Source organism: Alteromonas sp. AO-Serp (assembly GCF_017849675.1).
Classification (GTDB): Bacteria; Pseudomonadota; Gammaproteobacteria; order Enterobacterales; family Alteromonadaceae; genus Alteromonas; species Alteromonas macleodii.
The window spans coordinates 1-11,448 of record NZ_JAFLMX010000040.1 but is presented as its reverse complement, the minus strand read 5'-3'; the positions used below and the strand labels follow the sequence as shown (position 1 = coordinate 11,448).

Here is an 11,448-nt window from a genome sequence, read left to right as displayed (position 1 = left end):
ATGCTAAATTCGTGGGGATCCCTCAGAACTTAGTAACCTGAACCATACAAATTGATAAAGAGTTTTAGGACACCCAGCTATTCTTACAATTACGGTATTACAACATTAACGCTGCGAATAATAAGAGTGATAGAGAACAATATCCTAAAAGCTAACCATTTTTTTATGCGGAAAATTTAAAACGAGCCTTACAACTTTTATAAGGCTCTGGACGTAGGTTTAGATTGAACTTTTATTACGCTCGAGTTACAGCTTTTTATTTTACGTCTTTTTAAACAACTTAATTCCAATAAAAAACTTAATTAAAGCCGTTAAACAACTTAATTACTGTGAACAATTAGTTCGGCGTAATTGCGTTATGGTAAACGTCTTGTACGTCGTCGCAGTCGTTTAGCATGTCCATGAATTTTTCAAACATTGGCATGTCTTCTTCGCTAATCTCAGTTTCAGTCTGAGGCATCCAGCTCATTTCTTCTGCAATAAAGCTAATGTCTGGGTAAGCTTCAGTTAGTGCTGTTTTTACTTGATAGAATTCAGTGTGTGGCGCGTAAACTGTAACTTTACCGTCTTCAACTTCAACATCAGTTACGTCTACGTCTGCTTCCATTAGCACTTCTAAGATGGCGTCTTCGTCGTCACCTTCAAATTGGAATACCGCTTGGTGATCGAACATATGCGATACCGCACCCTGTGCACCAAGTTTCGCGTTGGTTTTAGTAAAGCAGTTACGTACTTCAGTGATGGTGCGGTTTGCATTGTCAGACAAGCAGTCAACAATGACCATGCAGTTACCTGGGCCAAAACCTTCATAACGCATAGGCTGGAAGTCTTCGCCAGCGCCACCAGCGGCTTTATCAATCGCTTTTTCAATAACGTGGCTTGGTACTTGGTCTTTCTTCGCCTTTTCCATTAGGCGGCGAAGTGAAAGGTTGGTGTCTGGATCGGCACCACCATTTTTCGCACATACGTAAATTTCTTTACCGTATTTAGAATAAACTTTAGTTTTTTGGCCGGCAGTTTTTGCCATGGCGTTTTTACGAACTTCGAATGCTCTTCCCATCTTAAAATTCTCTTTCTCGCAATTTGAAATGCTGCGTTGGGTTTTATCGGGCTACCTGTTGCCTGACCGTTCATCAGGCGCATCGCTCTGCCTTACTTGGTAGCATTGCCGAACTCGACGTTTCAATAAATGGTCGAACGCGACGGTGCTAAAAATTGCCAAGCGAAACACTGCCCAAAATAACGGTAGGCTAAGCGACACAAAAAATTTGGGCGAAATTCTACCTTAATTTTCGTGTAATACCAATGTGAACGCCCCTAGAAAGGGTGTAGGTTGGTAGCTTTCACATTTTTAATGAGGTCAAAATGTACTCTGACCCCATATTTATGCTTACGGCAAATGCTCGGTTGCCAAGTAGTCGTGTGACTGCATTTCCTTTAAGCGGCTAAGACAGCGCCTGAACTCAAAATTAAGTAGCCCCTCGGTGTACAAGCTTTCCAGCGCGACTTCTGCAGATATGATCAGCTTTACATTTCGCTCGTAAAATTCGTCCACCATCGCAATAAAACGACGCGCCACATCGTCATTATGCTGTCCCATTTCCCTAACATTGGCTAAAAGCACTGAGTGATAACAACGGCTTAACTCAATGTAGTCGCTCTGGCTTCTAGGCCCGCCACACAAGGCTTTAAAATCAATCATCAATACCCCGTCAGCGTTCCTAAGTGTCGGTATTTTTCGGTTGTTCACCTCAATATCTTCGCCTTTAGAGCCTTCTTCCGGAGCTAATTGAGAAAAGTAGCTATGCAAGTTTTCGGTGGCTTCGCCATCAAGTGGGTAGTGATAAATTTCGGCTTGCTCTAACGTTCTAAGACGATAATCAATACCGCTATCAACGTTTACCACGCGGGTATTCTGATTGAGTAGATCGATAGCAGGTAAGAACCGCGCACGCTGCAATCCGTTTTTATACAAATTGTCAGGGACTATGTTTGACGTCGCCACCAGCACAATACCGTGACCAAACAGCTCTTCCATTAACGTGCCTAAAATCATGGCATCGGTTATATCAGACACGAAAAACTCGTCAAAGCATATTACCCGCGCTTCTTTTGCTAACTTAGCCGCTACCAGCTTTAGCGGGTCTTGTGCATTTTTAAGCTGCTTTAGTTCATCGTGCACACGGTACATAAAGCGGTGAAAATGCACGCGCATTTTCTTTTCGAAAGGCAAACAGTCGTAGAATGTATCTACTAAATAGGTTTTGCCTCGCCCAACACCACCGTAAAAGTAAATGCCCTGGATACCAGGCTTCGCATGGCCTTTCCCAAACGCTGCTTTTAACTTTACCCGCCACGTCGTTTTCTTTTCAGGTTGGGTAAGTTCATCAAACAAACGTTGAAGTTCTTTTACTGCATTTTCTTGCGCCGCGTCGTAATGAAAGTCAGACGACTGAAGATCTAGCTGATATTTTTCCCATGGCGTCATCGCCGAAACCACTCCGTACAAAAGTCAATAGCGGCGCTTGCTGCACCGACCTGCTTGAATTTCTCAATTATGACCTTAATTTTAATGGAAATCACGGTAGAATCTCACATTGAAATTCGACATACACCGAATAAATGTCACGATGTATGCGCTTTTCGGGTTCGACCTTGCTATATTCAGCGTATGGTCGAAAGCAGCTTTTAGATCGTAGAAGTAAAGGTCGGCTGCAAGATGTAGATTGATTCGGAGAATATAATGGAATTGTTAGTATCTCTTGCTTTGTTAGTAGTTGGGTTAATTATTGGCTTTTTCGCAGGTCGCTTTTTTCAACAAAAGCAGGGCGCAGGCAATACTGCACAGACTGAGAAGCAAGTTAAAGAGATCCTCGCACAGCAGGCGCAACACCACATTCATCAAACTCGTCAAAGCTTAGAGAGCATTGAAAGCCAGTGCGAAACCTTAAAGCAACAAATTGAAGAGTATGAATTGCTGCTTGAGCAAGGCAGCGATGATGACAGCAAAGTTCCTTTTTATGGGGAACAAGCAACTACGTATTTACGTAACAACCTAAAAGGGTCTGACAAATCGAGAGTTCAGCGTGTATCTGACACACAGCCAAGAGACTTCGCTAACTCGGGTTCTGGGCTGTTCGTCGGCGGATCTGATAAGAATACCGCAGAAAAACAGTAACATCGGGAACTTTATCACGACCTCGGACTCTTTTAGTGAAACCATGCTATGTCGCATATAACATGAAGGAGTGTAAGCGAACATGAAAATGTCTTTCCGCCATTGTCTATTGGCGTCTGCCGTTGTTGTAAGTTCATTGGGCTTTACTGCTAGCACACAGGCGGCGTTACCGTTCTTTTCTGATAAGAAAGATGAAGTTCCCTCTTTAGCCCCTATGCTAGAAGAAGCTACCCCAGCGGTAGTGAGCATTGCGGTAGAAGGAACACAAACCTCTACGCAGCGTGTACCCGAGATGTTTCGCTACTTCTTCGGCGCCCCGCAAGAGCAGGTTCAAGAACGCCCTTTCCGAGGTCTTGGTTCTGGTGTCATCATTGATGCCGATAAAGGTTATGTTGTTACCAACAACCACGTTGTTGATAATGCAGATGAAATCACTGTTAAGTTAACTGACGGTCGCGAGTTTAAAGCGAAAAAGCTAGGCTCTGACGAGCAAAGCGATATCGCGCTACTTAAAATAGAACCTGATGATTTAAAAGCGTTACCGCTTGCCGATTCTGACGCGCTGCGCGTAGGCGACTTTGTAGTAGCTATTGGTAATCCGTTTGGTCTTTCTCAAACGGTTACCTCTGGTATTGTAAGCGCTCTGGGTCGCTCTGGCCTGAACATTGGCGGTTATGAAGACTTTATTCAGACCGACGCAGCAATTAACCGCGGTAACTCAGGCGGTGCGTTAGTTAACCTTCACGGTGAACTGGTTGGTATCAACACCGCTATTTTTGGTCCTAACGGCGGCAACGTCGGTATTGGTTTTGCTATTCCTGCCAATATGATGAAAAGCCTAATTGATCAAATTGCAGAATTTGGTGAAGTTCGCCGTGGCCTTCTAGGCATTTTAGGTAGCGATATTGACGCGGGCCTTGCCGAAGCCATGAATGCGGAAGTGAACATTGGTGCGTTCGTGAGCGAAGTGCAGCCAGACTCTGCCGCTGAAAAAGGTGGTCTGCAAGCCGGTGATATTATTACTGCCATTAATGGTCGTAAACTTCATAGCTTCCAAGAACTGCGCGCAAAAATTGCGAGTATGGGCGCGGGCGCTGAAGTTGAGCTCACGGTAATGCGCAAAGGTAAGAAAATGAATGTAGATGTTGTCTTAGATGACGCTACAGACACGACAGTGACGGCTGCTCAAATTCACCCAGCCCTAGAAGGTGCAACCCTGTCTAACGGCACTGACGATGCTGGTAATGCTGGTGTAGTGGTTTCTGATATTGAGCGTGGTGCGCCTGCGGCGCGAATTGGCCTTCAATCTGATGATGTGATAATCGGCGTTAACCGCGTACGTACGTCTACGGTTGCAGAGTTCAGAAATGCACTAGACGAAGCCAAAGGCGTTATCGCACTCAATGTAAAACGTGGAAACTCTACGCTTTACTTGGTAATCAGACAGTAGCAATTTAGCTCTTCAATTACATCCTCCGCTCAGACGCGTTAGTGTCCAAGCTGAGGGTTAGCATAAAGACGGCGCTTTATTAGCGCCGTTTTTGTTTTCAAATGATAACCGTTGAAAACAGTGTGCTCCTAGCTTCCTAACGGGGCTTCTTTACGGACTCCTCTGATAAGCCGCATTCTCGAGCTACACCTATGTCCACGTAAATAAGGCTGTATGAACAGCATGAAAGGTTTTGAAGTACATGCTAGTGCAAATTGAGTTGCACAAAATTTGCGTTTCATTACGGTAGTTTATTAAATAAAGTGATATCCTTTGCCGTAAGATGATAATTTAAGAATGTTGCGCTTTAAGATTGTGAAGTAGTGCTGAGTTAACGGCACGTATTAATTAAGTGCGACAGATAACAAAAAGTGTGATTTGTGACTGGCCGCTCAATTTTTAACTTCTTACTAAAATCTGTATTTCTTGGCGTAGCTGTTGCTGCATTACTGTTAGTTTTCCTACCCGATCTTCGTCAAGGCAAAGGCCTTGCTCAAGGGTTCTTTAACTCCCCCTCAGTAAGCGCTAGTCGCGAAAGCTATTTTACTGCTCTAAGTCGCTCTGCGCCTGCAGTAGTCAATATCTACAGCGTCAGTATTGAGAACGGTTCAGGCCTATTCAGAAATCAATCTCGTGGGCGCACCAATTTGGGTTCTGGCGTTATCATGACAGAAAATGGCTATTTGCTTACCTGTCACCACGTAGTTGCAGATGCAGATAGCATTTACGTAGCGGTTCAAGATGGACGTATTTTGGAAGCGCAAATTGTGGGCACCGACCCACTGACCGACCTTGCCGTGTTAAAAGTCACCGCTGATAACCTGCACATTATTCCTCAGGTGTCAGAACCTGACACCCATGTGGGTGATGTGGTGATGGCGATTGGTAATCCTTTCGATTTGGGACAAACCATTACTCAAGGCATAGTAAGCAGAGCCGGACGAAATGGTCTATCTAATTATGTTGATTTCATTCAAACCGACGCAGTTTTGAACCAAGGTAATTCTGGTGGTGCGCTGGTAGATAGCAATGGTATTTTGCTGGGTATCACTAACGCCAACTTCCAGGTGCTAGATTCAAATAATCGCGCTCGCAATGTAGACGGCATTAACTTTGCCGTGCCTTACGAATTAGCTAAGCGAGTCATGGATGAAATTATCAGCAATGGACGTGTTGTTCGTGGGCAGCTTGGTTTTGTTGGCGGTGAAAACCGCAACCGACCAGGCATAGACGTTTCAGCAGTAGCTAAAGGCAGCCCTGCCGACATCGCGGGTATCCGCCCTGGCGACATCATAGTAGCCATAGACGGCGTACGTTTAGAAAGCGCATCAAAAACGTTGGATATGATTGCCGAAACCGAGCCCGGTACCGAACTTGAAATTGAGCTCAGCCGCGACGGGCGTTCAATTACTCTTACGGCAACGGTTGCAGAGCTTCGCGCTGGTCAATAAGTATTGTTGGAGCTGGCAGATTAGTTCGACTTCCCAAGTTTAGAACGTGAAGATTTAATACTAGCCTGCATAGATATTAGACACAAAAAAGCGCCAGATAGATATGCTATCTGGCGCTCTTTCATAGAAGTGCAAAATCTTGAGTTATTCTTTCACTCTTTCAATGATGGCACCCAAGCCTCCCAGCTTCTCTTCAATGGCTTCATAACCACGGTCTAAGTGATAAATGCGATTCACGTGAGTCTCACCTTCTGCGATGAGCCCAGCTATCACCAAGCTTGCCGACGCGCGCAGGTCAGTAGCCATTACCGGAGCTCCTTTAAGGCTTGAGCTGCCTTTAGACACTGCTGAGTTCGCTTCTAACGCGATTTCTGCGCCCATACGTTGTAACTCTGGCACGTGCATGAAGCGGTTTTCAAATATGGTTTCTGTAATTACGCCCGTGCCTTCGGCAACACAGTTTAAGGTAACAAACTGCGCCTGCATATCCGTAGGGAATGCTGGGTGTGGTGCGGTTTTAACTCGCACAGCCTGCGGTTTGCGCCCTTCCATATCTAGCTCTATCCAGTCATCACCAGTGGTGATTTTAGCTCCGGCCTGCTCTAGCTTATCTAGCACCGCATCTAATGTATCTGGCGCCGCATGAGTACAGCGTATTTTCCCACCTGTCACAGCGGCCGCTACCAAGAAAGTACCGGTTTCTATACGGTCAGGCAGTACTGCATAATCGCAACCGTTTAAGGTTTCCACGCCCTCAATGGTTATTTTATCGCTTCCTGCACCGCTAATTTTCGCGCCCATCTGAATAAGACAGTTTGCTAAATCAACGATTTCGGGCTCGCGTGCCGCGTTTTCAAGAATGGTTGTTCCGTCAGCCAGCGCCGCTGCCATCAATAGGTTTTCAGTGGCACCCACGCTTACCATATCCATGAAAATACGCGCACCTTTCAGACGCCCATCGACTTCGGCTCGAATATAGCCTTCGTCTACTTCAATCTTCGCGCCCATCTTTTCAAGGCCAGTTAAATGAAGATTTACCGGGCGCGCACCTATAGCACAGCCTCCGGGCAAAGAGACATTCGCTTTACCTTGCTTAGCTAACAGTGGGCCGAGTACCAAGATAGACGCACGCATAGTACGTACTAACTCATAGGACGCTGTAACGCTTTGTAGCGTACTCGCATCGATAACGATATCGTTAGGTGCGGGTAGTGCGACTTCAACCCCTAATTCACGCAAAAGTGCCGTCGTTGTATTGATGTCACGAAGACGAGGAACGTTGGTGTAACGACAAGGAGAGTCGGTCAGCAAGCTTGTCATCAACAATGGCAAGGCCGCGTTTTTAGCGCCAGAGATGCGCACGGTACCATTGAGCGCAGGGCCCTTTTTAATTACGAGTTTATCCACGTGCTACGCCTATTATTGAGGAATATTAAACTGGCGCTCACGCTCCCAGTCTTTTACTGAAAACGTCTTGATGGTAATTGCATGCATGCTGCCGTCTGCAATTTTATCAGCCAAAGGCGCATATACCGCTTGCTGGCGCTTCACACGGCTCATTTCATTAAAAGCATCGCTTACCGCAATAATATTAAAATGCGAACCTTCGCCCTTTACATGGACTTCGTGAAGGTCTAACGCATCTTTCAAGATTTTTTCAATTTCAGACAATTCCATAACTTACTTCTTAATTCGCTAACGGGTGTTTATTCTACGGGTAAAAAGCTATCTGCGTCGCTTATTTTAGCAAGCTTACGTAGCTTCTCAGGCATTTTATATAGGCTCATGCTAACACCATTTTGCTTTGCATCCCTAACGGCATTAATAAGCCAAGCCAAACCTGCACTGTCTGCGCGCTCAACATCACTTAAATCAACAAGACATCTTTTATTGTTAATCAAGGTACTACGCTCATTTCCGTTCAAACTATCCCAGAAATTCTTCGACAGCGTTTCACGGTCAAGATGACCGTGAACCACTACATTGCCTTTGTCGTTTACCTCGAATAGGCTCACTCAGCCTCTCCTTCGATTTCGATTGGCTCGCCTTGCTTAAGCTCAACTGGCTTACCAATTTTGTCGCGCATTAGTGCGATAACTGCATCGATACCGTCTTGACGAAGGATTGATTCAAATTCGCTACGCTTGCTGTTTAGCATGCTGATGCCTTCAGCAACCATATCGTAGGCTTTCCACTCGTTCGTTTTACTATCTTTACGAACTTTAAAAGCAATTTTGATTTCAGGGCGGTTTGGATCTTGAACCACTGCACGCACTGTTACTGATTTTTTATCATCAAAAGATGATTCAGGCTCAAAGATAACTTCTTGGTTGTCGTAGTAGCCCATTGCCACAGCGTAGGTTGTTACCAAATATTGACGAAATACGCTGATGTACTCGCCCATCTTCTCTTGAGGTACTGACTTAAAGTGTTTACCTAGTACCATAAAAGCAGCGAATTTGTAGTCGATATGAGGTACTAATTCTTCTTCCATAATAGTGCGTAGCATTTCAGGATCAGCTTTGATCGCTGCTTGGTTCGCTTTGATGCGCTCAAACGTGCGGTTTGCTACGTCTTGAACCAATTCGTACGGGTTTTGTTCATTAACTTCTTGTGCATTCGCTATGCCCGCTACAGACATCATGAAGATGCCAAGTGCTACCATAAACTTTTTCAAAATTACTCTCCTAACTTAAAACTCTATTTAGCAGACCTGATGGCAATCTAATAAGTTTCATCACGCCGCTGGAATAATTTAACGACCTGGTAATATACGTCTGGCCGTAATACTGCGATTAGTCTTCGTCGCTTCCGCGATTAAATAAGAACTGACCAATGAGATCTTCAAGAACCAAAGCTGACTTAGTATCCTGAAGGTAATCGCCATTCTGTAAATTAGCGACACCGTCGAAAGAGAAGCCAGGTTGGAAGCCAACATACTGTTCGCCTAGCAAACCCGAGGTCAAAATAGACACAGAGCTGGTTTCTGGAAAGCCGTTGTATTCATTTAAAATTGACAGCTCAACCACTGGCGTAAAATCTTCTTGGTCTAGCGTAATCGATGACACACGACCAACCGTTACCCCACCAACCTTTACTGCCGATCTCGGCTTTAAGCCGCCAATATTGTCGAATTTTGCGTATAACGTGTAGGTATCGCCTTCGGTGGCTACCGTTTGGTTTGCTACTTTCAGTGCCAATAACAACAACGCACCAATTGTAAGCATGACAAACACACCAACCATTACTTCCGTTTTATACTTACTCATTCCGATCCCCTACTCGATACCAAACATAAGGGCGGTTAGCACGAAGTCCAGCCCTAATACTGCTAATGATGAATAGACCACCGTTTCGGTAGTCGCTTTGCTGATCCCTTCCGATGTTGGAATAGAATCGTAACCTTTAAATATGGCAATCCACGTCACAACCAAGGCAAACACGAGGCTTTTTATTACGCCGTTTATGACATCCTGGTTCCAATCTACTGTTGATTGCATAATTGACCAGTAGCTGCCTGCATCAACGCCTAACCAATCAACACCCACTAAGTGGCCGCCTAAAATACCAATGGCACTGAAAATAATGGCAAGCATAGGCATCGCTAACATTCCTGCCCAAAAACGCGGTGCGACAATACGTCGTAGCGGGTCTACCGCCATCATCTCTAAACTACTCAGCTGCTCAGTGGCTTTCATTAAGCCTATTTCAGCTGTTAAGGCTGAGCCAGCTCGCCCAGCAAAAAGCAATGCGGTAACTACCGGACCAAGCTCTCTTAACAATGAAAGTGCGACCATGGGGCCTAAGCTACCTTCTGCGCCATAATCAACCAAAATGGTGTAGCCTTGTAGCGCCATTACCATGCCGATGAATAACCCCGACACCATAATAATTAGCAGCGACTGAACGCCCACTACATACAATTGCTTAATCACCAACGGTACATTTTTAAGCCTAGGAACAGCGATTAATGCACCAAACAACATAAGAGCTGCTCGACCAACCGCAGTGACCTTCCCTATCGTTTTAGCGCCTATTGATTGGAAGAACTTCATTTATCTGCCCCCAAGAAGCTTGCTTTCAAATCAGGTGCAGGATAATGAAATGGTACCGGACCATCTGCTTTTCCTTTCAAGAACTGCTGGACTAATTCAGAGTCACTTTCTTTGATTTGCTGCGCCGTTCCTTCACCGATAACCCGCTTGTCAGCTAAGATATAAATATAATCGGCAATGGTCAGTACTTCAGTGACATCGTGAGTCACCACAATACTGGTTAGATTAAGTGCGTCGTTTAATTCACGAATAAGCTTAACCAGCACACCCATTGATATAGGATCTTGTCCGGCAAAGGGTTCGTCGTACATGATTAAATCTGGATCTAGTGCAATTGCCCTTGCCAAAGCAGCCCTGCGCGCCATACCACCAGACAATTCACTAGGCATTAATTGAGCTGCACCGCGCAATCCTACTGCCTGTAGCTTTAAAGCGACAATTGTCGCAATAACGTCTTCAGAAAGTTTTGTATGTTCGCGAAGTGGAAACGCCACGTTATCGAACACACTCATATCGGTAAAAAGCGCACCACTTTGAAAAAGCATGCTCATTCTACGACGTGTCTCATATAGCGTTTTTCTCGACATAGAAACAATCGAATCGCCGTCGAATCTAACGTCACCTTCATCTGGTGTTAACTGCCCGCCAATAAGGCGCAGCAGCGTGGTTTTACCTATACCACTTGGCCCCATTACCGCAGTAATTTTGCCTTTGGGTACCTTTAGCGATATCCCATCATAAATGATGCGATCAGCGCGCTTAAAGGTAAGGTTATCTACTTCAACTAAATGATCCATAGTTACTTAAATGTCGACCCCTGACGTTGGATTGAGAGCTTATAAAATAACGCGTTCAATCCACTTAGAAAATTTTAAAATTATAAGAGTATGTGAGTATTCAATTTCTGTGCCTTCACTTGATCCACTCTTAAGGTTTACTGCACAGTTTACTTTATGAGCGCATAAAATCAAAAAAGTTTACTCTCCAGTGTACTTTTTTGAATTTCTATCGCCAGACACGGTATAGAACACCTTGTCTGGGCGGTGTAATTTAAGGGCATTGTACGCTTTTTCAAGCCCCTCGCCAAAGTCGAAAAGTTACAAGTTATGTTCGATTAAGACGAATATATACCAGTCCGTATAGATTATTACCCACGCAGCGAGAGTTAAAATGTTCGTAATCGCGGCGTGTTACCGCAGGTATAGTGGTTCTACATCAAGGTGACACAACAAAGAGTACGGACATTTTAAACTCGCCCTTCGGGAAGGTCTGGCA

12 protein-coding genes are annotated in these 11,448 nt (G+C 44.9%); 3 read left to right on the top strand and 9 right to left on the bottom strand.

Features of this window, described 5'->3' with window-relative positions:
• Positions 1 to 337: 337 nt before the first annotated feature.
• Positions 338 to 1,060 (bottom strand): YebC/PmpR family DNA-binding transcriptional regulator, encoded by a 723-nt coding sequence (locus tag QVA83_RS03505; RefSeq protein ID WP_014948360.1) that lies wholly within the window; start codon positions 1,058 to 1,060, stop codon positions 338 to 340.
• A 330-nt stretch (positions 1,061 to 1,390) separates the two neighbouring features.
• Positions 1,391 to 2,488 (bottom strand): cell division protein ZapE, encoded by a 1,098-nt coding sequence (gene zapE, locus QVA83_RS03500; RefSeq protein WP_156077934.1) that lies wholly within the window; start codon positions 2,486 to 2,488, stop codon positions 1,391 to 1,393.
• 255 nt (positions 2,489 to 2,743) lie between these two features.
• Between zapE and QVA83_RS03495 the strand changes: the two genes are divergently transcribed.
• From QVA83_RS03495 to QVA83_RS03485, 3 genes are all read left to right on the top strand, one after another.
• Positions 2,744 to 3,178 carry a ZapG family protein gene (locus tag QVA83_RS03495; RefSeq protein ID WP_014948358.1) on the top strand — a complete coding sequence of 145 codons (435 nt, stop codon included), beginning with the start codon at positions 2,744 to 2,746 and terminating at the stop codon, positions 3,176 to 3,178.
• Positions 3,179 to 3,266: 88 nt separating this feature from the next.
• A complete protein-coding gene (locus QVA83_RS03490) occupies positions 3,267 to 4,628 on the top strand; it encodes a DegQ family serine endoprotease (protein WP_014948357.1) in 1,362 nt (453 codons plus the stop codon).
• Positions 4,629 to 5,047: 419 nt separating this feature from the next.
• On the top strand, positions 5,048 to 6,118 hold the full coding sequence (locus tag QVA83_RS03485; RefSeq protein WP_014948356.1) for a trypsin-like peptidase domain-containing protein: 1,071 nt from the start codon (positions 5,048 to 5,050) through the stop codon (positions 6,116 to 6,118).
• Positions 6,119 to 6,262: 144 nt separating this feature from the next.
• On the opposite strand, the gene murA is transcribed toward QVA83_RS03485, so the two are convergent.
• The 7 genes from murA to mlaF form a co-directional block, all read right to left on the bottom strand.
• Complete coding sequence (gene murA, locus QVA83_RS03480) at positions 6,263 to 7,525, bottom strand: UDP-N-acetylglucosamine 1-carboxyvinyltransferase (protein WP_014948355.1); 1,263 nt, start codon at positions 7,523 to 7,525, stop codon at positions 6,263 to 6,265.
• Positions 7,526 to 7,537: 12 nt separating this feature from the next.
• The gene (locus tag QVA83_RS03475; RefSeq protein ID WP_012517351.1) at positions 7,538 to 7,795 is read right to left on the bottom strand and encodes a BolA family protein; all 258 of its coding nucleotides are present in this window, start codon (positions 7,793 to 7,795) and stop codon (positions 7,538 to 7,540) included.
• 29 nt (positions 7,796 to 7,824) lie between these two features.
• Positions 7,825 to 8,133 carry an STAS domain-containing protein gene (locus tag QVA83_RS03470; protein WP_014978399.1) on the bottom strand — a complete coding sequence of 103 codons (309 nt, stop codon included), beginning with the start codon at positions 8,131 to 8,133 and terminating at the stop codon, positions 7,825 to 7,827.
• A complete protein-coding gene (locus QVA83_RS03465; RefSeq protein ID WP_014948352.1) occupies positions 8,130 to 8,795 on the bottom strand; it encodes an MlaC/ttg2D family ABC transporter substrate-binding protein in 666 nt (221 codons plus the stop codon). The genes QVA83_RS03470 and QVA83_RS03465 overlap by 4 nt, the downstream gene beginning before the upstream one ends.
• A 118-nt stretch (positions 8,796 to 8,913) precedes the next feature.
• A complete protein-coding gene (gene mlaD, locus QVA83_RS03460; RefSeq protein WP_014948351.1) occupies positions 8,914 to 9,387 on the bottom strand; it encodes an outer membrane lipid asymmetry maintenance protein MlaD in 474 nt (157 codons plus the stop codon).
• A 9-nt stretch (positions 9,388 to 9,396) separates the two neighbouring features.
• Positions 9,397 to 10,173 (bottom strand): lipid asymmetry maintenance ABC transporter permease subunit MlaE, encoded by a 777-nt coding sequence (mlaE, locus tag QVA83_RS03455; RefSeq protein ID WP_014948350.1) that lies wholly within the window; start codon positions 10,171 to 10,173, stop codon positions 9,397 to 9,399.
• Complete coding sequence (mlaF, locus tag QVA83_RS03450; RefSeq protein WP_014948349.1) at positions 10,170 to 10,970, bottom strand: phospholipid ABC transporter ATP-binding protein MlaF; 801 nt, start codon at positions 10,968 to 10,970, stop codon at positions 10,170 to 10,172. The genes mlaE and mlaF overlap by 4 nt, the downstream gene beginning before the upstream one ends.
• Positions 10,971 to 11,448: the final 478 nt, after the last annotated feature.

Coding starts and splice junctions, on each gene's coding strand:
- mlaF (WP_014948349.1), bottom strand. CDS start 10,970: ATGGATCATTTAGTTGAAGTAGATAACCTTACCTTTAAGCGCGCTGAT.
- mlaD (WP_014948351.1), bottom strand. CDS start 9,387: ATGAGTAAGTATAAAACGGAAGTAATGGTTGGTGTGTTTGTCATGCTT.
- QVA83_RS03490 (WP_014948357.1), top strand. CDS start 3,267: ATGTCTTTCCGCCATTGTCTATTGGCGTCTGCCGTTGTTGTAAGTTCA.
- zapE (WP_156077934.1), bottom strand. CDS start 2,488: ATGACGCCATGGGAAAAATATCAGCTAGATCTTCAGTCGTCTGACTTT.
- QVA83_RS03505 (WP_014948360.1), bottom strand. CDS start 1,060: ATGGGAAGAGCATTCGAAGTTCGTAAAAACGCCATGGCAAAAACTGCC.
- QVA83_RS03495 (WP_014948358.1), top strand. CDS start 2,744: ATGGAATTGTTAGTATCTCTTGCTTTGTTAGTAGTTGGGTTAATTATT.
- QVA83_RS03475 (WP_012517351.1), bottom strand. CDS start 7,795: ATGGAATTGTCTGAAATTGAAAAAATCTTGAAAGATGCGTTAGACCTT.
- mlaE (WP_014948350.1), bottom strand. CDS start 10,173: ATGAAGTTCTTCCAATCAATAGGCGCTAAAACGATAGGGAAGGTCACT.